26 protein-coding genes are annotated in these 20,458 nt (G+C 62.2%); 15 read left to right on the forward strand and 11 right to left on the reverse strand.

From position 1 onward, the window contains the following. Positions 1-8 precede the first annotated feature (8 nt). Both mutY and AC1DLT_RS21520 read left to right on the forward strand, forming a co-directional pair. Entirely contained in the window at positions 9-1,094 is a 1,086-nt protein-coding gene (gene mutY / locus AC1DLT_RS21515; RefSeq protein ID WP_477488106.1) for an A/G-specific adenine glycosylase, read from the forward strand. Between the two features lie 18 nt (positions 1,095-1,112). Further along, the gene (locus tag AC1DLT_RS21520) at positions 1,113-1,727 is read left to right on the forward strand and encodes an HAD family hydrolase (protein WP_477484249.1); all 615 of its coding nucleotides are present in this window, start codon (positions 1,113-1,115) and stop codon (positions 1,725-1,727) included. Positions 1,728-1,752: 25 nt separating this feature from the next. On the opposite strand, the gene AC1DLT_RS21525 is transcribed toward AC1DLT_RS21520, so the two are convergent. Continuing rightward, positions 1,753-2,532, reverse strand: coding sequence for a S24 family peptidase (locus AC1DLT_RS21525; RefSeq protein WP_477484250.1), 780 nt, complete (start codon positions 2,530-2,532; stop codon positions 1,753-1,755). Between the two features lie 244 nt (positions 2,533-2,776). Then, positions 2,777-3,907, reverse strand: a complete 1,131-nt coding sequence (locus AC1DLT_RS21530; RefSeq protein WP_477484251.1) for a DNA methyltransferase — start codon at positions 3,905-3,907, stop codon at positions 2,777-2,779. Between the two features lie 182 nt (positions 3,908-4,089). Here AC1DLT_RS21530 and AC1DLT_RS21535 point away from each other — a divergent pair, with 182 nt between their 5' ends. Both AC1DLT_RS21535 and AC1DLT_RS21540 read left to right on the forward strand, forming a co-directional pair. Next, positions 4,090-4,284 carry a hypothetical protein gene (locus AC1DLT_RS21535; protein WP_105401947.1) on the forward strand — a complete coding sequence of 65 codons (195 nt, stop codon included), beginning with the start codon at positions 4,090-4,092 and terminating at the stop codon, positions 4,282-4,284. Beyond that, positions 4,281-4,733: a hypothetical protein gene (locus tag AC1DLT_RS21540; protein ID WP_477484252.1), complete on the forward strand. Its 453-nt coding sequence runs from the start codon at positions 4,281-4,283 to the stop codon at positions 4,731-4,733. The genes AC1DLT_RS21535 and AC1DLT_RS21540 overlap by 4 nt, the downstream gene beginning before the upstream one ends. Positions 4,734-4,737: 4 nt before the next feature. Here AC1DLT_RS21540 and AC1DLT_RS21545 read toward each other — a convergent pair whose 3' ends face one another. Together AC1DLT_RS21545 and AC1DLT_RS21550 are read right to left on the reverse strand one after the other, a co-directional pair. Further along, positions 4,738-5,085 (reverse strand): antibiotic biosynthesis monooxygenase family protein, encoded by a 348-nt coding sequence (locus AC1DLT_RS21545; RefSeq protein ID WP_477484253.1) that lies wholly within the window; start codon positions 5,083-5,085, stop codon positions 4,738-4,740. Beyond that, the gene (locus AC1DLT_RS21550; RefSeq protein ID WP_210010954.1) at positions 5,082-5,411 is read right to left on the reverse strand and encodes an NIPSNAP family protein; all 330 of its coding nucleotides are present in this window, start codon (positions 5,409-5,411) and stop codon (positions 5,082-5,084) included. Before AC1DLT_RS21550 ends, AC1DLT_RS21545 begins: the two co-directional genes overlap by 4 nt. A 73-nt stretch (positions 5,412-5,484) precedes the next feature. Here AC1DLT_RS21550 and AC1DLT_RS21555 point away from each other — a divergent pair, with 73 nt between their 5' ends. Next, positions 5,485-6,168, forward strand: a complete 684-nt coding sequence (locus AC1DLT_RS21555; protein WP_477484254.1) for an ArsR/SmtB family transcription factor — start codon at positions 5,485-5,487, stop codon at positions 6,166-6,168. Here AC1DLT_RS21555 and AC1DLT_RS21560 read toward each other — a convergent pair. From AC1DLT_RS21560 to AC1DLT_RS21570, 3 genes are all read right to left on the reverse strand, one after another. After that, the gene (locus AC1DLT_RS21560) at positions 6,119-6,589 is read right to left on the reverse strand and encodes a DUF1284 domain-containing protein (protein WP_477488107.1); all 471 of its coding nucleotides are present in this window, start codon (positions 6,587-6,589) and stop codon (positions 6,119-6,121) included. The genes AC1DLT_RS21555 and AC1DLT_RS21560 overlap by 50 nt on opposite strands. Continuing rightward, on the reverse strand, positions 6,586-7,173 hold the full coding sequence (locus AC1DLT_RS21565; RefSeq protein WP_477488108.1) for a biotin transporter BioY: 588 nt from the start codon (positions 7,171-7,173) through the stop codon (positions 6,586-6,588). Before AC1DLT_RS21565 ends, AC1DLT_RS21560 begins: the two co-directional genes overlap by 4 nt. Positions 7,174-7,361: 188 nt before the next feature. After that, positions 7,362-8,030 (reverse strand): GntR family transcriptional regulator, encoded by a 669-nt coding sequence (locus AC1DLT_RS21570; RefSeq protein WP_477488109.1) that lies wholly within the window; start codon positions 8,028-8,030, stop codon positions 7,362-7,364. A gap of 149 nt (positions 8,031-8,179) precedes the next feature. On the opposite strand from AC1DLT_RS21570, the gene AC1DLT_RS21575 reads away from it, so the two are divergent. Then, positions 8,180-8,869: an HAD family hydrolase gene (locus tag AC1DLT_RS21575; protein WP_038540704.1), complete on the forward strand. Its 690-nt coding sequence runs from the start codon at positions 8,180-8,182 to the stop codon at positions 8,867-8,869. A gap of 40 nt (positions 8,870-8,909) precedes the next feature. On the opposite strand, the gene AC1DLT_RS21580 is transcribed toward AC1DLT_RS21575, so the two are convergent. After that, positions 8,910-9,479, reverse strand: coding sequence for a PilZ domain-containing protein (locus tag AC1DLT_RS21580; protein ID WP_477488110.1), 570 nt, complete (start codon positions 9,477-9,479; stop codon positions 8,910-8,912). 127 nt (positions 9,480-9,606) lie between these two features. On the opposite strand from AC1DLT_RS21580, the gene thrC reads away from it, so the two are divergent. The 9 genes from thrC (at position 9,607) to AC1DLT_RS21625 (ending at position 18,065) form a co-directional block, all read left to right on the forward strand. Next, positions 9,607-11,010, forward strand: coding sequence for a threonine synthase (gene thrC / locus AC1DLT_RS21585; protein WP_477488111.1), 1,404 nt, complete (start codon positions 9,607-9,609; stop codon positions 11,008-11,010). A gap of 33 nt (positions 11,011-11,043) precedes the next feature. Then, on the forward strand, positions 11,044-12,342 hold the full coding sequence (locus tag AC1DLT_RS21590) for a M16 family metallopeptidase (protein WP_038540701.1): 1,299 nt from the start codon (positions 11,044-11,046) through the stop codon (positions 12,340-12,342). A gap of 30 nt (positions 12,343-12,372) precedes the next feature. After that, entirely contained in the window at positions 12,373-12,984 is a 612-nt protein-coding gene (locus AC1DLT_RS21595) for a GNAT family N-acetyltransferase (protein ID WP_038540698.1), read from the forward strand. Continuing rightward, a complete protein-coding gene (locus AC1DLT_RS21600) occupies positions 12,981-15,893 on the forward strand; it encodes an EAL domain-containing protein (RefSeq protein ID WP_477488112.1) in 2,913 nt (970 codons plus the stop codon). The genes AC1DLT_RS21595 and AC1DLT_RS21600 overlap by 4 nt, the downstream gene beginning before the upstream one ends. Before the next feature lie 193 nt (positions 15,894-16,086). Continuing rightward, positions 16,087-16,410: an ArsR/SmtB family transcription factor gene (locus tag AC1DLT_RS21605; RefSeq protein WP_038584330.1), complete on the forward strand. Its 324-nt coding sequence runs from the start codon at positions 16,087-16,089 to the stop codon at positions 16,408-16,410. After that, on the forward strand, positions 16,407-16,838 hold the full coding sequence (locus AC1DLT_RS21610) for an SRPBCC family protein (protein WP_477488113.1): 432 nt from the start codon (positions 16,407-16,409) through the stop codon (positions 16,836-16,838). Before AC1DLT_RS21605 ends, AC1DLT_RS21610 begins: the two co-directional genes overlap by 4 nt. Positions 16,839-16,905: 67 nt before the next feature. Next, positions 16,906-17,121, forward strand: a complete 216-nt coding sequence (locus tag AC1DLT_RS21615; RefSeq protein WP_477488114.1) for a hypothetical protein — start codon at positions 16,906-16,908, stop codon at positions 17,119-17,121. A gap of 11 nt (positions 17,122-17,132) precedes the next feature. Further along, positions 17,133-17,600 carry a DUF1801 domain-containing protein gene (locus AC1DLT_RS21620; RefSeq protein ID WP_477488115.1) on the forward strand — a complete coding sequence of 156 codons (468 nt, stop codon included), beginning with the start codon at positions 17,133-17,135 and terminating at the stop codon, positions 17,598-17,600. Positions 17,601-17,621: 21 nt separating this feature from the next. Continuing rightward, positions 17,622-18,065 (forward strand): DUF1801 domain-containing protein, encoded by a 444-nt coding sequence (locus tag AC1DLT_RS21625; protein ID WP_477488116.1) that lies wholly within the window; start codon positions 17,622-17,624, stop codon positions 18,063-18,065. Between the two features lie 336 nt (positions 18,066-18,401). Here the strand turns inward: AC1DLT_RS21625 and AC1DLT_RS21630 are convergent, their stop codons facing one another. The 3 genes from AC1DLT_RS21630 to AC1DLT_RS21640 all read right to left on the reverse strand — a co-directional run bounded on the left by AC1DLT_RS21630 (position 18,402) and on the right by AC1DLT_RS21640 (position 20,452). Continuing rightward, positions 18,402-19,469, reverse strand: coding sequence for a zinc-binding metallopeptidase family protein (locus tag AC1DLT_RS21630; protein ID WP_477488117.1), 1,068 nt, complete (start codon positions 19,467-19,469; stop codon positions 18,402-18,404). Positions 19,470-19,561: 92 nt separating this feature from the next. Then, positions 19,562-19,753, reverse strand: a complete 192-nt coding sequence (locus AC1DLT_RS21635; RefSeq protein ID WP_210011691.1) for a CsbD family protein — start codon at positions 19,751-19,753, stop codon at positions 19,562-19,564. A gap of 93 nt (positions 19,754-19,846) precedes the next feature. After that, a complete protein-coding gene (locus AC1DLT_RS21640; protein WP_477488118.1) occupies positions 19,847-20,452 on the reverse strand; it encodes a YqgE/AlgH family protein in 606 nt (201 codons plus the stop codon). Between the last annotated feature and the right edge of the window lie 6 nt (positions 20,453-20,458).

A 20,458-nucleotide genomic window follows, 5' to 3' on the forward strand; every position in this document is an offset into this window, starting at 1 on the left:
GGCAAACGATGCTCCAGACGATCCACATCACCCATGCGCAGAAGCTGCTGACCTGGTACGACCGGCATCACCGCGAGCTTCCATGGCGGGTGAGCCCGGCCGCGGCAAAGGCCGGAAGGCGGGCCGATCCCTATCATATCTGGCTTTCGGAAGTGATGCTGCAGCAGACCACCGTGCAGGCGGTGAAACCCTATTTTGCCAAGTTTCTGACGCTGTGGCCTAAAGTGACCGACCTTGCCGCGGCACCGGTCGAGGACGTGATGGCGGCCTGGGCAGGGCTTGGTTATTACGCCCGCGCCCGCAACCTGAAAAAATGCGCCGAAGCGGTTGCGGCCGTGCATGGTGGTGTGTTTCCCGACACGGAGGAAGGACTGCGGGCACTTCCCGGCATCGGCGACTATACGTCAGCCGCCGTTTCGGCCATCGCCTTCAACCGCCAGTCCGCCGTGATGGACGGCAATGTCGAGCGAGTGATTTCGCGGCTCTATGCCATCGACGCGCCGCTTCCGGGCTCGAAGCCGGCGATGAAGACAAGGGTTGCTGAACTGACGCCGACTGAGCGGCCCGGCGACTTCGCGCAGGCGATGATGGATCTCGGCGCGACGATCTGCACCCCGAAACGGCCGGCATGTGCGCTCTGTCCCTTCCGCGACGACTGTCTGGCCTTTGCAGAACACGACCCGGAGCGGTTTCCGGTCAAGGCGGCAAAGAAGGAAAAGCCGGTGCGGTTCGGCGCCGTCTTCGTCGCAGTGACGCCGCAGGGCGAAGTGCTGCTCAGGCGGCGGGTCGACAGCGGGTTGCTCGGCGGCATGACCGAAGTGCCGACCACAGCCTGGACGTCGCGTATCGACGGCGGGACGACGACGGAGCACGCCCCTTTCCCCGCAGCATGGGAAGCGTCCGGCACCGTCACCCATGTCTTCACCCATTTCGAGCTGAGGCTTTCCGTCTTCCGGGCGAAGACGGCGCGGATCACCACTGCCGACGGATGGTGGGAACCGGTTACGAATCTCGAGGCCCAGGCCTTGCCGACGGTGATGAAAAAAGCCATCACCCAGGCTATTCCGCTGGCCTTCGAAAAATCCCCGAACTGATATTCCCAGGACATGTTCATGGCAGCCAAGATCGACCACATCGTCTTCGACATCGGCAAGGTGCTGATCCATTACGATCCGAACCTTCCCTATGCCCGCGTCATCCCGGACGAGGAGGAACGCAGATGGTTTTTTGAGAACGTCTGCACCCATGAATGGAACCTGGAACAGGATCGCGGCCGCAAGTGGGAAGATGCCGAGGCGCTGCTAGTCGAGCAGTATCCGGAACGCGAGGAACAGATCCGCGCCTTCCGCAAATGCTGGCACGAAATGGTGCCGCATGCCTATGACGGCTCGGTCGCGATCATGGAAGGCCTGATCGACAAGGGCCGCGACGTGACGATGCTGACCAATTTCGCCGCCGACACGTTCGCCGAGGCTAGGCAGATCTTCCCCTTTCTCAACAGACCGCGCGGCGTCACCGTGTCTGGAGAGATCGGCCTGATCAAACCGGACATGGAGATCTACGAAAAGCACGCCCGCGACTTCGGCCTGGTTCCGGAAGCCTCGATCTTCATCGACGACAGCCAGGCGAACGTTGAAGGCGCGCGCGCGGCTGGCTGGCAGGCGGTGCATTTCAAGGATGCCGAGACGCTGCGCCAAGACCTGATCGCCCACGGTATCGAGATATAAGGACTTTGGGCTGACGCCGCCGGATCTACAGGACCCGGCTTACGGCGCAGACGCGGCCGACGACCTTCAGATCGGACAAACTGTCCTTGAGGACATGCTGCGGGCGATAGCGTTCCAGATTGTCCGGCAGCAGTTCGAGGCTGCCGTTGGCAAACCGTTGCACCCGCCGCGCGATCAGTTCCGCGCCGGTATCGAACAGGTAGACGCGCCCGTCTTCCAACTTTCGGTCGCTGGTATCGACGAACATCGGGACGCCGTCGACGATCGTCGGAGACATGCTATCGCCGCTTGCGGGCACGACCCGCATGTTTTCCGGTTCGGCCGAAAGTTTGGCCCAAAAACCTCGGGGGATGGCCGCCCATGTGGTGTCGTGCGGTTCGAGCGGGGGCTGCCCGGTCGCCTCGTTTTCATAAGCCGGGATGACGATACGATCGGCGAGATCCCAGACCGGGCTCGGCTCGGAAAATCCGGCCGGCTGGTTTTCCGGCGCCGCGAAATGGACGACGCCTTCTTCCACCGACCAAACGCTGCCGAGATATTCGATCGGCACGTCGGCCAGTTCCGCCATCATGTTGAGCGTGCTGTGGCGCGGCTCGGTCTTGCCGTGCCGGTAGTTGTCGAGGGTGTTGTCGTTGAGGCCCAGCGCATCGACGACCCGCAGGCGACCGCCGGCCAGTTCGCAGAGGATCAGCATCTTCAGCGCCACGGCCTGGCGCGCGGCATCCCTGCCCTCCCAGCTTGGAGAGAACCGCGCCAACGCACGCTCGATCCGGTGGCGCAGCTCGCCATTGACAGGCATGGACATTCTAAAAAACGCTAACCTGGAAATTCGTTCAACCTGATACAACCTACGATATCAAGCGCAGGTGACGGCGGGAATACCTGAAATTTCGCAAAGTCGAGTTTGGCCGGGCGGCAGTGACCGTCAGCGCGACGCCAAAAAAGAAATGGCGCCCGGGATCAGCCTTCCCGGGCGCCAATTATCCTCGTCCGGGACTAGAGGTACGAAACCGGACGAGGCATTCGGTCGATGTGGCGGGACCGGTGGATCAATCCATTTTCGCCATATCGTTTCGGATCACGGATCGCAGTTCGTCGATGGGCTTGAGGGATTTGCCATCGTCGAAATGCCAGAAAGTCCATCCGTTGCATGCATCAAGGCCCTGCACTTTCGCGCCGAGGCGATGAATGGAACCGGCGTCGCCATTTGCCGAGAGCGTGCCGTCGGCGCGGATGATCGCGCTGTGGCGGCGCTTCGCATCGGTCAGGACCTGACCGGGCTTGACGAGACCGCTTTCGACCAGGGTGTTGAAGGCGACACGGGGTTCGGCCTTCTTGCCGGTCATGACCGTCAGTTCCGCCTTGCCGAGCGGTTCGACGGAGGCGATGCGCTCGGAAGCCGCATCGATGTAATCCTGCTCGCGCTCGATGCCGACGAAATTGCGGCCGAGGCGTTTTGCGACGGCGCCGGTCGTGCCGGTGCCGAAGAAGGGATCGAGAATGATGTCGCCGGGCTTGGTCGAGGCCATGATCACACGGGCAAGCAGCGCTTCCGGCTTCTGGGTCGGATGGACCTTCTTGCCGTCATCGCCCTTCAGGCGTTCGCCGCCGGAGCAGATCGGGAAGAGCCAGTCGGAGCGCATCTGAACGTCGTCGTTGGAGGCCTTCAGCGCATCGTAATTGAAGGTATAGCCCTTCGACTTGGCGTCGCGGCTCGCCCAGATCATCGTTTCATGGGCATTCTGGAACCGGCGGCCCTTGAAGTTCGGCATCGGGTTCACCTTGCGCCAGACGATGTCGTTCAGCAGCCAGAAGTTCAGGTCCTGCATGATCGCGCCGACGCGGAAGATGTTATGGTAGGAGCCGATGACCCAGATCGTGCCATTCGGCTTGAGGACGCGGCGGCAGGCGAGCAGCCAGGCACGGGTGAAGGCGTCATAGACTTCGAAGGAGGCAAACTGGTCCCATTCATCGTCGACAGCATCGACCAGCGACTGGTCGGGACGGTGAAGCGTGCCGCCGAGCTGGAGATTATATGGGGGATCGGCGAAGATCGCATCGACGGAATGATCCGGCAGAGCCTCCAGAGCGGCGACGCAATCGCCCTTGATGATGGAGTTTAGCCAAGTGTCCGGACGGACCTGACGCTTCAGGTCGGCCAGCGGAAGAACTGCTGCCATTTGCTACTCGCTACACTCTACTCGATACGAATTTTTACTGCCTGTTATGGTTACCCATTTTGGTTACCAAAGCCTGAAGCGGCGTGCGGTTTCGGGAAAAATTTTGAGGCGTGGAAAGATGGTGCCGGCTTGATCATTCCGACACATGCCGTATCTTTGGAGAACAATGATGGAGTGCAATCATGCCCACCACAAAGGCATCCGCAAAGCGAGGCGAGCAGCCGACAAGAAGAGTGCTTCTTGCTCGAGAGCTCAGCGATGCGGAAATGGCAGCGATCCGCGCCGCGCAGGTCAAGGCGGACGTGCCCTATAATCTCGACGACCTCGACGACGAAGGCAATCTTGTCTCCCGGAAACCCTCGGATCGGGCGCGTTGAAAATCCCTCTTTCGGCGCCAGTCGGTAGCATTGTCGCCTACGAATATCTCTGGCATTCCCAATCCGGAACAAGGGACGACGGTGAGAAAACGCGCCCTGCGATTATCGTCTTGTCCGCCGTCCGCGATGGAAGCAAAGAGATCGTCTATTGCCTCGGCATCTCGCATAGCGAACCGAAATCTCACCAACGCGCATTACCTCTGCCAACAAAGCTGCTGAGGTATCTCGGCCTCTCGGAGGAGCCGTCCTGGGCTTATACCGACCAGTTGAATGTCTTCATCTGGCCGGGTCCCGATTTACGTCCCGCTTCATGGCTGTCGAGCCGACCGCACACCGACGACAGCTGTTTGATTGGCCATTTGCCGAGCGACTGGTTCGAGTTGCTCAAGATGCATCTTGGAGAAAGCCGGCAGCTCGGCAAGCTCGCCGCCATCAAACGCAGCGAATAAACATCTAAGCCGCATGCACCTCGCGGCTGTCATTCGGCGCCTCGTCCCTCTCGAACATGCCGTAGTCTCTGACGACGTGGCCGATGCGCAGGCGGTAGTCGGCAAAGATGCCGCCGCGGCCGGCTTTCTGGGCGGCGCGATGGCTTTCGAGGTTGCGCCACGCCTTGACCGCCTCCTCGTCCCGCCAGAACGACAGGGAGAGGATTTTTCCGCGCAGGGTGAGGCTTTCGAAACGCTCGATCGAGATGAAGCCGTCGATGGTTTCCAGTTCGGACCTGAGTTCGCCGGCAAGGTCGAGATATTTGTGGCGCTCGCCCATATAGGGGATGACTTCGAAGATAACGGCGATCATGGCTTTACCAAAGCTCCATGCGGCATGGAGACGTTCTTGAGGAAGATCCGGTCCTCCTTAAGGATGAAACGCTCGCGCTTCGAGAACGCATAGTTTTCCTGCCCCAGCGGATCGGCCATCAGCCGGGCGCGATAGGTCTCGTAAGCGGCGAGGCTGTCGATATTGTAGACGCCGTAGGCCGTCGTCGCCGAACCCTCGTGGGGGCCGAAATAACCGATCAGATCGGCGCCGCAGCGCGGGATCGCCTGGCCCCAGTTGCGGGCATACTCAGTGAACTCATCTTTTTTGAACGGGTCGATTTCGTAGCGGATGAAACAGGTGATCATGACTTCGTCTCCTTGTGTTGTGGAGATGTTTTGCCATATTGCCAGACGAAGATGCTTCGGTTACGGTCGAAGTATGAAAGAAGGTCCAGACATTGCCCGCATCGGGATGCTGTTCGGCGATCCCGCCCGCGCCAACATGCTGACTGCCTTGATGGGCGGCCAGGCGCTGACGGCGACCGAGCTTGCGCAAGCCGCCGGCGTGACGGTGCAGACGGCGAGTTCGCATCTCTCCAAGCTCGAGGAAGGCGGCATTCTCGCCCAGCGCAAGCAGGGCCGGCATCGTTATTTCACGCTTGCAGATGCCGCCGCCGGCACGTTGCTCGAAAACATCATGGGGTTTGCGGCAAGCCGAGGCCACCTGCGCCACCGGCCGGGGCCGAAGGATCCGGAACTGCGCAAGGCGCGCGTCTGTTACGATCATCTTGCCGGAGATTACGGGGTGAGGATGCTCGACAGTTTCGTCGCCCGCGGCGCGATCGAGAGCGATGGCGACAACTTGACGATGACCGAGGACGGCCGCGCGGAACTCGGCACGCTCGGCATCGATGTGGCATCGCTCACATCCAATCGCCGGCCGCTCTGCAAATCCTGCCTCGACTGGAGCGAGCGGCGCTCGCATCTGGCCGGCACGCTCGGCAAGGCGCTGCTTGCCCATTTCCTCGAAAACGGATGGGCACGGCGCAGTGACGAGAGCCGCGCGGTGCTGTTCACGCCGGATGGGGAACGGAAGTTTCTTTCGCTGTTTCCGGCGGGCTGAACGTCATGACCAGCGCGCCTGCATAATCTTCTGCCGCGATGCGATCGCAAAGGCTGCTCCATTCACAGCCCGTGCAAGCGCGGCGGGTCACGCCGGCAGAGAAGGCGCGGCGCAGTTTCTCGAACAGCGCCTGATCGGGTGTGATCACCGAACCGGTCTCAAGCTCCCGCCCAAGCAGGCGGGCAATATCCGCCAGCGCCGCGGCATCGCGGCCGGCAACCGAAGCAGCGAAACAATGCGCATCTTCGTCCGAGAGAAGCGGGGCGCAGATATCATCGGGACCGGAGACGATCTCGATCGTCTCGCCGGCGGAAAGCCGGCCGGCGAGACGACGATAATTGGCGACGAAGGCCGGGCTATAGCCCTCGCCGACAAAGGTCAGCATGCAGAGAAGATGATGCGGCCGCAGCCTCACCGTCACTCTGCCGCGGCGCGATTGCGGGAGGCGACGGCGGCAAGGACGGCTGCCGCCAGGCCCGATTTCAGCGCAGCGCCGAGGATGAACGGGGCAACGCCGGCCCATAATGCCTTTTCAGCGCCGATCAGTGCCGCGAGCCAGGCCCAGCCGAGCGCAAGGCATAGAAGGTTTGCGATCAGATGCGCCGAGAAGCTGGCGAGGATGCGGCGCCCGCTCCAGCCACGTTCGGCAAGCCAGCCGGCAACGGCCGCAATCACCGGAAAGGAAAAGAGATAACCGGCGGTCGGCCCTGCGAACACGGCGATGCTACCCGCCCCACCCGCCAGAACGGGCGCACCAAGTGCTGCTTCTCCAAGCCACGCAAGCACCGTCAAGGCGCCGAGCCGCCAGCCGTAAAGCGCGCCGATCATGGTCACGGCGAAGGTCTGCATGGTGATCGGCACGGGAACCATCGGCACGGCGATCCGGGACGCGATTGCCAGCGCCAGCGTGCCCGCAAGCACGAACAGGATTTTGGCGGGCAAGGACCGCTCGACAAGCCGAAAGGGATCGAAAACAAGCGTCTGGGGGGAATTAATCAGGGACATCGGGCTCTCCTTCAAATTATAGATAATTTTGATTCCCATCTATTTTATGAGATGAATTTTTGACGGAGGCAAGGGGCATGGTGTCGAGTACACAGCGGGCGCAGAGGAAACGATGGCACATCTCGGCAAAAACAGGCCTATAAAGCCGGTTTCCGCGGAAATAAATTATCTATAATTTTTGGAAATGATCAGCCGACGATGGCGAAAGTCTCGCGCGCGGCACCAGTCTTGGCCGGTTGTGGGCCACGGCCGATCCATTGCACGTGCTTCTGCAGGATGGCGGCGGCCTCGTCGATCTTGCCCTGCCTAAGCGCGGCGAGGATGGCGCGATGGTCGTGGTCGGTGCGCTTTTCCCAGCCGGACTGCCAGGCGGAAAACAGGAACCTGGCGCTTGCGGCATGCAGGTCGTCGATCGAGGCGAGCAGGCGCTTCATGCCGCAGGGGGTGAGAATCAGCCGATGAAAGCGGCGGTTCGCCTCTTCCCAGGCATGCACGTCGGCGGCGGCATCGCCTTGCCTCGCCGCCTCCTCCGCCGCGTCGAAAATGGCGGGGGTCAGGTGACGGGCGGCGTGGCGGAGCGCCAGCACTTCCAGCACGGCGCGCATTTCCGCCACTTCGCGGACTTCGGCGAGATCAAAGGAGGCGACGCGCACGCCGCGGCGCGGCTCGCTGATCGCCAGGCCCTGCGCCTCCAGCCGGCGGAATGCCTCGCGCACCGGCACGTGGCTGGTCTCGAATTCCTCGGCGATGTGATCCTGGCGGAGACGGGCACCCGGGGCGAGTTCGCCGCGCACGATGCGATCGGCAAGCACCCGGCTGATGCGGCTGGCGATAGTGTCTTCCGGTTCCTTGCCCATCAGCGTTCCTTAGAGCGCCGTTTTCCGCTTGTCGAGAGCCGCCCGCTCCGCTTGTCCCAGCCATGCGTGACGGTTGGTTGAGGTTTTTCCTGCCATCGTATAAAAGGCCGCCTCACCCTCCATGCAAGGCCCATAAAAGGCATTCCCCCATGAGCAGCTTCGACCTCATCATCTTCGATTGCGACGGCGTGCTCGTCGATTCAGAAATCATCGCGGCGCAGGTGGAGTCCAGGCTGCTGACCGAAGCGGGATATCCGATCAGCGTCGAGGAAATGGGCGAGCGCTTCGCCGGCATGACCTGGAAGAACATTCTCCTGACAGTGGAGAAGGAAGCCGACATTCCGCTGTCGGCCTCGCTGCTCGACAAGTCCGAGACGCTGCTCGATGCGCGGCTTGCCCGCGACGTGAAGATCATCGACGGCGTGAAGTTCGCGCTGGCACGGCTGACGACGCAACGCTGCATCTGCTCCAATTCAAGTACCCACCGCCTCGACGTGATGCTCGAAAAGGTCGGTCTGAAACCTTATTTCGCGCCGCATATCTATTCGGCCAAGGATCTCGGGCCGGATCGGGTGAAGCCGAAGCCGGATATCTTCCTGCATGCAGCCGAGCAGTTCAAAGTTTCGCCGGAGAAGTGCCTGGTGATCGAGGATTCCACCCATGGCGTCCATGGCGCCAAGGCGGCCGGTATGCGCGTCGTCGGCTTTACCGGTGCATCGCACACCTATCCGAGCCATGCCGACCGGTTGACCGATGCGGGTGCCGAAACTGTGATCTCGCGAATGATGGATCTGCCTGCGGTCATCGCCGCGCTCGGCGAATGGGCCGGGGCGCTCTGAGCGCCCCGATCAGTTCTTTCCAGATTAGGTCCGGCCTCGATTATTTCTTACGGACCGGCTTCTTTGCCGGGCCGGTGTCGAAGCCGAGGCGGACGCGGGTGAAGCGCGAGGCGCCGCCTTGCGCGTTCGGGATCTGTACGTCCGCCTTGTTGAAGATGAACTGGGTGCCGCCGGCCGGCATGTCGACCGGGAAAGCCACCTTCTGCGAATAAATGACGCTGTCGCCATCCACGACTTCGACGAGGATCGGCAGGGTGACCTTGCCGGGAACGCCAACCGGGCCCTGCACGAGGCGCCCTTGCGCGACGACGTTGATGGTCAGCGTCGTCTCATTGGCGGTGCACTGGCGCGTCGCGTCGGCAAGCGACGCCTGGTAGAGCAGTTTTTCCGGCTTGTTTTCGCCGCCGCGCGCATAGGCGCGATGAATGGCGGTCTGCTCCAGCATCACGACCGGCGGGCAGAACGCCTGCACGACGGCGGTCGCGGCCTGGCCCGCGGGGGCGGCGGTAGCGGTTGGGGCCAGCCCTTCGGTCGGCGTCGAGGAATTGCAGCTTGCGAGAACTGCCACGAGCGATACCGTCAGAAGACCACGCGAAATCTTTGCAAACACCGTACTCAACCCTCTTCCATCCCAATATCCGGGCCAACACCGAAGCGAACCGGAGATTCACTTTCCGGTCTTTCACCGCCCATTTTCCTGGTCTATATCAGCGGCGCGAATAAAAATCGATTGGGGATTGAAGGTCGTGGACTACATTTCTACCCGGGGCGAAGCTGCCCCTCTCGGATTCCGCGATGCGCTGATGGCGGGACTTGCCCGCGACGGCGGCCTTTACGTGCCACGCCAATGGCCTTCGCTCTCCAAAAAAGAGATCCGCGGCCTGCGCGGCAAGACCTATCAGGAGGTCGCCTTCGAGATCCTCAAGCACTTCGTCGGCGACGAAATCCCCGCCGAAAAGCTGAAAGGCATGATCGACGAGGCTTATGCCACGTTCCGGCATCCGGCCGTCGTGCCGCTCGTGCAGACGGGGCCGAACGATTTCGTACTCGAACTCTTCCACGGCACGACGCTTGCCTTCAAGGACGTTGCGATGCAGCTGCTCGCGCGGCTGATGGATTATGTGCTTGCCGAGCGCGGCGAGCGGGCGACCATCGTCGGCGCGACGTCGGGCGATACCGGCGGGGCAGCGATCGACGCATTCGCGGGCCGTGAGCGCACCGACATCTTCATCCTCTTCCCGCATGGCAAGGTCTCGGCCGTGCAGCAGCGGCAGATGACGACCTCCAGTGCCGCCAACGTGCATGCGCTGGCGTTGAAGGGCAATTTCGACGACTGCCAGAACATCGTCAAGGAGATGTTCAACGACGTCGCCTTCCGCGACCGGGTCAGGCTTTCGGGCGTCAATTCGATCAACTGGGCGCGGATCATGGCGCAGGTGGTCTATTATTTCACCGCCGCCGTTTCGCTCGGCGGGCCGGACCGGAAAATCTCCTTCACCGTTCCGACCGGTAATTTCGGCGATATCTTCGCCGGTTATGTGGCCAAGAAGATGGGCCTGCCGATCGACCGGCTGGTGATCGCCACCAATGACAACGACATTCTTGCCCGGACGCTGAAGACTGGGCGCTACGAGATGCGCGACGTCAAGGCGACGACCTCGCCTTCGATGGACATCCAGATCTCGTCCAATTTCGAGCGGCTGCTGTTCGAGGCCTATGGCCGCGACGCCGCCTCGGTGCGCGCCGCCATGGCTGGCCTCAAACAATCCGGCAGCTTCGAGATCAAACCGGAGGCGCTGAAGGCGATCCGCCGCGAATTCCGCGCCGGACGGGCGACGGAGCGGCAGGTTGCCGCAACGATCCGCGAGACGCTTGCCGAGACCGGTTACCTGCTTGACCCGCACACGGCGACCGGCGTTTTCGTCGCAAAAAAGAACGCAAAGCCGGCGAGCCCGATGGTGACGCTTGCGACCGCCCACCCGGCCAAATTCCCGGCCTCGGTAAAATCCGCTTGCGGAATTGATCCGGCGCTTCCATCATGGCTTGCTGATCTTATGCAAAGGGAGGAGCGCTTCGATATCTTGGAGCCTGAGCTTAAGTCCGTCGAAACTTTCATCGGCGAGCATGCCCGCGCTAAGTAAGTAAGGTATCGGCGGCGCCGGAAAGACGTAAACATGAATGTAGAAATCACCCGGCTCGCCTCCGGGTTGACGGTCGTCACCGAAACCATGCCGCATCTGGAGAGCGTCGCGCTGGGTGTCTGGATCAAGTCCGGATCGCGTAACGAGACCGAGGACGAACACGGGATCGCCCATCTCCTCGAGCACATGGCCTTCAAGGGCACCGCCCGCCGCAGCGCCCGCGACATCGCCGAGGAAATCGAGAATGTCGGCGGCGAGCTCAATGCCGCGACATCCACCGAAACCACCTCCTATTACGCCCGCGTGCTCAGGGACCATGTCCCTCTCGCGGTCGATATCCTCGCCGACATCCTGACGGAATCAGCCTTCGACGAGGAAGAACTGCGTCGCGAAAAGCACGTCATCCTCCAGGAGATCGGCGCTGCCAACGACACGCCCGACGACGTCGTGTTCGACAAGTTTTCCGAAGTCGCCTATCGCGGCCAGACGATCGGCCGGCCGATCCTCGGCACGCCGGATACGGTCAAGGGGTTCACCCCGGGACAGATCCGCAACTATCTTTCGCGCAATTACACGACGGACCGGATGTTCGTGGTCGCCGCCGGCGCCGTCGATCATGCGACGTTCACCAAGCAGGTGGAAGAGCGCTTCGCCAGCCTGCCGATGACCCCGAGTTCGCCGCCCGTGCTCGAAACCGCCCGCTATATCGGCGGCGACGTGCGCGAAACACGCGACCTGATGGACGCGCAGGTTCTGCTCGGCTTCGAGGGCAAGGCCTATCACATGCGCGACTTCTACTGTTCGCAGATCCTCGCCAACATCCTTGGGGGCGGCATGTCGTCGCGCCTGTTCCAGGAAGTGCGCGAACACCGCGGCCTCTGCTACTCGGTCTATGCATTCCACTGGGGTTTTTCCGATACCGGCATCTTCGGCATCCACGCGGCGACCGGCGGCAACGAGCTGCCGACGCTGGTGCCCGTCATCATCGACGAGCTGCGAAAGTCTTCGGAAACCATTCACAGCCAAGAAATCGACCGCGCCCGCGCCCAGATCCGCGCCCAGCTTCTGATGGGCCAGGAAAGCCCTGCGGCACGCGCCGGCCAGATCGCGCGCCAGATGATGCTCTACGGACGCCCGATCCCGAACCCGGAAATGATGGAACGGCTGGAAGGGATCACGACGGAGCGGCTCACCGATCTTGCCGGGCGGCTGTTTTTCGATACAGTTCCGACATTGTCGGCGGTCGGCCCAATCGAACAGCTTGCACCGTTGAGCGACATCACCACGGCACTTGCCACGCCGGGGATCCAGACCAAGAAGGCTGCCGGTTAAACCGGCCGCCCTGCCCGGAGCAGCACTAGCATGACCAAGTCGGTGTTTCGGTTCCTGTCGCGACAGCCGGACACACCAGAGCTTTATGGCGAAAACCACCTGCTCCGGCTCCCCCGTTATTCCGACTACAAACAATGGCAGCGGCTGCGCTCGGAAAGCCGTCCCTTTTTGCAACCCTGGGAGCCGGTCTGGCGGCCGGACGAACTGACCGAAGGATCGTTCCGCCTGCGGGTCGTCAGAAGCGGCCAGGAATATGCCTCTGGCCTTGCCGTGCCGCTGCTCCTCTTCCGCCGCGACGACCAGGTGCTGCTCGGCGGCCTGACCATCGGCTATATCCGCCGCGGTGCGGCGCAGAGCTGCATGGTCGGCTACTGGATGGGCGAGAAACATTCCGGCCAAGGCCATATGTTGGCCGCATTGAAGGTGGCTATCCCGTATATCTACGGCGGACTTCAGTTGCACCGGATCGAGGCAGCCTGTATTCCGGAGAACTGGAAGAGTGTACGGCTTCTCGAAAAGGCCGGTTTCGAGCAGGAAGGTCTTTTGCGCAAGTATCTCAAAATCAATGGCGAATGGCGCGACCACCTGATGTTTTCCCGGCTGCCGGAAGACGGTGAGTTCGGGAAGATGCTGAAGCCATGAGCGCCTCGTTCTTGCGTCTTGCGCCGTTGACCCGATTTATGCCGGCGATCATCGCCCTCCTTGCTGCCGCCATGTTTTTGACGGCGGTGCCGGCTGCGCGCGCCGCGGAGCCGGTCAAGATTTCGCGAGACGACACGGCGCTCGACCTCACGAGAACCACGGATATCTACGTCAACCAGGGCGAAGCCTTCCAGGTGTCGACGGCCGCCGGCTCGGACGGCATCCGCCGCCGCATCGAGGTGCGCGCAAGCTCCCCCGGCCACCAGGGCGACTGGGCTGTTTTCGCACTTTCCAACGTCTCCGAAGAACAGCTCGAACGGGTGATCGTCGCGCCGCATTTCCGGCTCGCCAATTCGAAAATGTTCTGGCCGGACCTCGGCTCGCAGCGCATCATCTCGATCACGCCTTCGGAAGGTTTTGCGCTCGACCGGATACCGAGCCCGGACGCCGACGTCTTCCGGATCACGCTGAACCCCGGTTCGACCATCACCTTCGTTGCGGAACTGGCGACGCCCTCGCTGCCGCAGATCTATCTCTGGCAGCCGGATGCCTACAAGGACACGGTCAACTCGTTCACGCTCTATCGCGGCATCGTGCTCGGCATTGCCGGCCTTCTGGCGGTGTTCCTGACCATTCTTTTCGTCGTCAAGGGCACCTCGATGCTGCCGGCGGCGGCGGCACTTGCCTGGGCGGTGCTTGCCTATATCTGCGTCGATTTCGGCTTTCTCGACAAGCTGATCACCGTCACGTCGGGCGACCAGCGCATCTGGCGCGCGGCGGCGGAAGTGGCGCTCGCCTCCTCGCTCGTGATCTTCCTGTTCACCTATCTCAACCTCAACCGATGGCACGTGCATCTCGGCTACGCGACGCTTGCCTGGGTGGTCGGCCTGGTGCTGCTCGGGGGCGTCGCGATCTACGATCCGTCAGTCGCGGCAGGTATTGCCCGCCTTTCCTTCGCGCTGACCGGCACCGTCGGCATCCTGTTGATCATCTATCTCGGCTTCAGCCGCTACGACCGGGCGATCCTGCTGGTGCCGACCTGGGCGCTGATCCTCGTCTGGCTGTTCGGCGGTTGGCTGACGGTGACCGGCAGGCTCGACAACGACATCATCCAGCCGGCGCTCGGCGGCGGCCTGGTCCTCATCGTTCTGCTGATCGGCTTCACCGTCATGCAGCACGCCTTTGCGGGCGGCGCCTATCAGCAGGGCCTGTTCTCCGACCTCGAGCGGCAATCGCTGGCGCTGACCGGCAGCGGCGACACCGTCTGGGACTGGGACGTGGCCCGCGACCGCGTCATCACCACGCCCGACATCTCGACCCGCCTCGGGCTCGATTCCGGCGCCATGCACGGGCCGGTGCGCAACTGGGTGCCGCGGCTGCATCCCGATGACCGCGACCGTTTTCGCGCGACGCTGGACGTCCTGCTGGAACACCGCCGCGGCCGGCTGAACCACGAATTCCGCATCCGCGCCGAGGACGGGCATTTCCACTGGCTGCAGATCCGCGCCCGGCCGGTGCTCGGCTCGAACGGCGAAATCATCCGCTGCGTCGGCACGATCATCGACGTCACCGAGCAGAAGAACTCCGTCGAGCGGCTGCTGCAGGATGCGATGCACGACAACCTGACCGGCCTGCCGAACCGGCAGGTCTTCCTCGACCGGCTGCAATCGGTGCTGACGCTGGCGCCGGGCGGCGATACCGTCCGGCCGACGGTGATGGCGATCGACATCGACCGCTACAAGCAGGTCAACGACAGTCTCGGCATTGCGGCCGGCGACAACATCCTGATCGCGCTGACACGCCGCCTGCGTCGGCTTTTGAAGCCGCAGGACACGCTGGCGCGGCTTGCCGGCGACCAGTTCGGACTGATCCTGGTTTCGGAGCGCGATCCCGCCAAGGTGGCGGATTTTGCCGATGCGGTTTCCAAGGCGATCATGGTGCCGATCAACTTCGCCAACCGCGAGATCATCCTCACCGCCTCGATCGGCCTCTCCTCCTGGGTCGACCAGCAGGAAAGCGCTTCGGGCATGCTGGCCGACGCGGAACTTGCCATGTACCGGGCGAAACGCGCCGGCGGCAACCGCGTCGAGCCCTTCCGCCCCGCATTCCGTGCCGCCGGCGCCGACAAGCTGCAGATCGAGACCGATCTCCGCCGCGCCATCGAACGCAAGGAGCTGTTTCTTGCCTATCAGCCGATCATCCGCCTGAAGGACGGCGAGATTGCCGGGTTCGAAGCGCTGATGCGCTGGGATCATCCCAAGCGCGGCAGCATTCCGCCGTCGGAATTCATTCCGATTGCCGAGATGTCGGACCTGATCGGCCCGCTCGGCCTGTTCGCCATCGACCGTGCCGCCTCGGACCTGATGGTCTGGCAGCAGCAGACAGGCGACCTGCCGGTGTTCGTATCGGTCAACCTGTCGAGCGCGCAGCTGCTCAACGCAGACCTTTATAACGACGTGCGGGCGCTGCTGCAGAAGACCCAGGTCAATCCGGGACAGCTGAAGCTCGAGCTCACCGAATCGCTGATGATGGAGAACCCGGAACAGGCGCGGCTGGTGCTCGGCAAGCTCAAGGAGACCGGCCTCAGCCTGGCGCTCGACGATTTCGGCACGGGCTATTCGTCGCTTGCCTACCTCACGCAGTTCCCCTTCGACACGATCAAGCTCGACAAGGCGCTGGTCCGCAACGCAACCGAAAAGCGGGCCGTGCTGCTGCGCTCCGTGATCGCCATGGCCCGCGCGCTGGAGATGACGGTGGTGGCGGAAGGTGTCGAGACCGACGAGGATGCGGCGGAACTCGCCAAGATGGGCTGCCATTTCGGCCAGAGCTATCTGTTCGGCCCTCCTGCCCCGGCAGACGCCGTGCTGCGGCTTCTGAAAGAGCGCTTTCCGCTGACCAAGCGGGCCTGAAGCGCACTGCGCCAGGATCCGCGGCCCTCGCGGACCGGTAATAGCATCACAGGATGCATAGCCCACAGGGCATGAGAAATCCACGCAGCCATTCCGGGTCCGACGAAACCGCCTTGAGGCCTTCTGTTCCCGCTTGACTCATCCATAGCTCTCTGGCTATACGTTAATTCATAGCCAACGAGGTATGGATCCAGTGTCGGACGCTCACGATGTGCTCTTCAGAACGCTCGCCGACCCCACACGTCGGGCAATCTTCGAACGGCTGTGCCGGGAAGGCGAGAAGACGGTCGGGGTGCTCACGGCGCAGGCCGGGGTTTCGCAGCCGGTCGTCTCGAAACATCTCGGCTTGCTGAAGCGCGCCGGGCTGGTGCGCGATCGTCATGAAGGCCGCCAGACGCATTACAGCGCGCAGCTCGGCGCACTCGCCCCGCTGGTAGACTGGACAAGCGAGATGGCCGGATTCTGGCAAAACCGCTTCGACAAGCTCGAAGACCTACTCAAAAGGATGGACCAATGAACGAGACCTCGACCGAAACGCGCACCGTCGTCGTCGAACGCGATATTCCGCACCCGGCGGAAAAAGTGTGGCGCGCGCTGACGCAGCAGCACCTGATCGAGGAATGGCTGATGAAGAACGATTTCCAGCCGGCCGTCGGGCACCGCTTCAAGCTTCGCGGCGAATGGGGCGGCGTGCTGGACTGCGAGGTGCTGGCCGTGGAGCTTCATAAAAGGCTCTCCTACACCTGGGACCATGCGCATGACGATGCGGCCTACGATCTCAAAAGCGTGGTGACCCTGACGCTCACCCCGACCCGCACTGGAACCCATCTGCGCATGGAGCAGTCCGGCTTCAGGCCCGAGCAGAAGCTCGCCTATAACGGTGCCCGCCACGGATGGCAGGGGTTCTTTGGAGCGCTGGAGACGGTTTTGGCGGGGATCGATTGAGGTCTGGCGACAGGCGGGATTTTTTACAGGGCGGCAGGGCCGCTTGTTTTCAGAGGAGGTATTACCGTTGAACTGGAATTCGTTGACCCGGCAGGTCCACCGCTGGCTGTCGATCGTCTTCACGATCACCGTGGTGGCCAATTTCGTCGCCATGGGCTTCGGGGAACCGCCCTTGTGGGTGGTCTATTCTCCCCTGCTCCCGCTCTTCCTGCTATTGTTCAGCGGCCTATATCTGTTTGCGCTGCCTTATGCCCGCCGCGGTGGGCAAGATGTTCGTGGATAGGAGGGAAGCGAATGGCCGGCAAAGCGTCCAAAACGCCCGTGAATATTGCCAGGGCATCCGCCGGTGATGCCGGTGCGCCGCCGGTGCTCCTCTCGGGCGGCAATCCGCAGATCGCCAAGGGTTATGGCGACGCCCCGGTACAGGCCTATATCGCGGCTATGCCGGGCTGGAAAAGCGAAGTCGGGCGCCGCCTCGACGCGCTTGTCACCAGCACCGTCCCCAACGTCTACAAAGCGGTCAAATGGAACTCGCCGCTCTACGGCATAGAGGGCGACGGCTGGTTCCTCGGCGTCCATTGCTTTGCCAAATACATCAAGCTGGCCTTCTTCCGCGGCGCTTCGCTCAGTCCAATCCCTCCCGGCACCTCCAAGACGCCGCAGACACGCTACGTCCATATCCATGAGGGAGACGAACTCGACGAAGCGCAGCTTGCCGATTGGGTGAAGCAGGCCAGCCAGTTGCCTGGCGAACGAATGTAGCAACGGGCGAAACACAACAGCATGAAGGGAGCGACGGCAACCATGGAAACGATGAAAAGCAGTTCGACGGACAGCCAAGCCTCTCCGGCACAGCTGATCGACGCGCGGATCAGCGAGCTTGGCGATTGGCGGGGCGAGACGCTTGCTCGTGTCCGGTCTCTGATCAAGCAGGCAGAACCCGGCGTGGTCGAGGAGTGGAAGTGGCGAGGGGTTCCGGTCTGGGAGCTCGGCGGGATCATCTGCACCGGCGAGACCTACAAGAACGCAGTGAAACTGACCTTTGCCAAAGGGGCTTCGCTGGAGGATCCGTCGGGCCTCTTCAACTCCAGCCTCGACGGCAATACCCGGCGCGCCATCGATTTCCACGAGGGCGACAAGATCGATGAAGAGGCGCTGAAGGCACTTATTCGCGCCGCCGTGGCACTGAATTCCGCCCGGTCCCAAAAGAAGCCGAAGAGCGCCTGATCAGGGGTTTAACTGTTAGACCGGCCCCGATCATTCCCCACGCCGCAGCGGCGCAACCTTCTATCGGGACGGTCCGCTCAGGATCTATCGAGGGACAAAAACTAGATATAATAACGGGTAATAAATAAGATACCTCGTCGTTTGTCAGGAATGAGAGGCGAAAAGCGTTGTTTCAATACGGTGCAGCCTCCCCCAAAATATGAAAATGCATATTTCGAGTTGACGAAATCGTGATCTTGCCCCCTAATTCCCAGGGGTCTCTGAATGCGCCCCACAAACTACACCCCGCCTTTCGATCCACCGAAAGGCGGGTTTTCTTTTTTCCGGCGGTGCCCCCTATCCCCTCCGGGAATGGATCAGCCGGTGGATATATTCGAGCTTCACCATGACGGCCTGCGACAGCACGAACGGGTAGAGATCCGGCTGGCCCATCGAGCGATGGATGCTGTTGAGCGCCATGCTGAACGGCACCCAGGCGGAGACAAGCTGCTCCGCATCACACGCCGCATAAGGATTGAAAGCCACTTCAGCCGCCATTTCCGCGTGGCCGCGCGGCTCGATCACCATGCCATAGGCACGGGCGGTCTCCAGCGTGTCGACGATATGCAGATAATGGGCGAAACACTCGGCAAAATCCTCCCAAGGATGGGTGCTGGCATAGGTGCTGATGTAGAAATCCTGCCAGCCGGGCGGCGGGCCCTGCTCGTAATTTCTCTGGAGCGCCGCGCCGTAATCGACGGTCTCGTCACCGAAGATGGCGCGGAATTCGTCCAGCCTGCCACCGTCGCGCACCAGCTTGTCCCAGACATAATGACCCGTCTCGTGGCGGAAATGCCCGAGCATGGTGCGATAGGGCTCGTTCATGGAGACGCGCACCTGCTCGCGGGTCGCATCGTCGGCCTCGGCGGCGCGAATGGCGATCAGCCCGTCTTCGTGACCGGTCATGGCCGGCACGACGGTGCCGTCCGGCTGCACCGCGTCAATCAGGAAGTCGAAGACGAGGCCGCCCTGGGGATCCTCGTCGCGATTGGTGTGCGGCAGGTTCCAGCGCAGAAGCGAATAGAAGAGATGCCGCTGCGCTTGGCTGATACGCCGCCACTGGCTGAGGCCGACCTCGGTCGAGGCATCCGGAACCAGGCGGTTATGCCGGCATGCGGGGCAGAACGGATGCGGATCGTCGGCGCTGACCGTCCAGTTGCAGATGTCCATCGCCGCATTGGCGCAGTGTCGAACCTTGTAGTCCGGCCGGGCGACAAGATGCCACGTTTCCTGGCCCTCATCCTGCACGAGCGCATGCATGGCCAGATGCTCGGGGACGAAAGCCAGCCGATGGCCGCAGTTGACGCAGGAGCGGTTGTCGAAATGGATGGTCTGGCCGCAATGATCGCAGTCGTAGAGGCGCATGGAAAGTCCGTCGGTTTCAAAGGGGCGGAAACAGAAAACCTGCTCCGGCCGGAGCCGGAACAGGTTCGCATTCTAAGCTTGTAGCGTAACCGTTACATGCGGTCGACAACGCCCTTTGCGGCATCCTTGACCTTGCCCTTGGCCTGCTGCGCATGGCCCTTGGCTTCCTGGCCGGCACCCTTCGCCTTGAGCTTCGGATTGTCGGTCATGTCGCCGGCCGCCTGCTTGGCCTTGCCTGTCATTTCATTGGCCTTACCGGCCATCTTGTCACTGGTGCTGCCCATCATGCTTCTCCTTCACGAGGACGTCCATCGTCCTGCCGGGAAAACAACTCCGGGCCGGAGGCTTCGTTCCGCAAATCTTTTCAAATTGAACGATCAGGCGTGGCCGGCTTCGCTGGAAAGCATTTCCGGGCTGACACCGAGCAGCGCCAGGGCGCGTTCGTATTTGCCTTCCAGCGCCCGATCGAAGATCAGTTCGTCGCTGGCGGGGCAATTCAGCCAGCCGTTATTGGCAATCTCGAGCTCCAGCTGACCGGCGCCCCAGCCGGCATAACCTAGCAGCATCGTGGCGCGCGCCGGCCCCCGCCCGTCGCAGATGGCGCGGATGATATCGAGCGTGGCGGTGAGCGAGATGTCGTCACTGACGGGAATGGAGGATTCGCTGACAAAGTCGTCGGAATGCAGCACGAAGCCACGGCCGCTCTCGACCGGACCGCCCGAAAGGATCGGGAAATCGCGCGTCTGCACCGGCAGCATGATCGCGTCGGCCTGATCCATGATCTTCAAGTGGAGGAGAACGTCCGTGAACGAAATCTGCTGGGCCCGATTGATGATGAAACCCATCGCGCCGGCCGGTGAATGGGCACATACATAAACCACGGCGCGGGTGAAATTGCTGTCCTGCATGCTTGGCATGGCAATCAGGAACTGTCCGTCCAGGAAGCCCCGTTCGCTCTTGTCCTCGAGGGTCGAGAAAGACATGATGCC

This window comes from Neorhizobium sp. 05N33 (genome assembly GCF_056397445.1).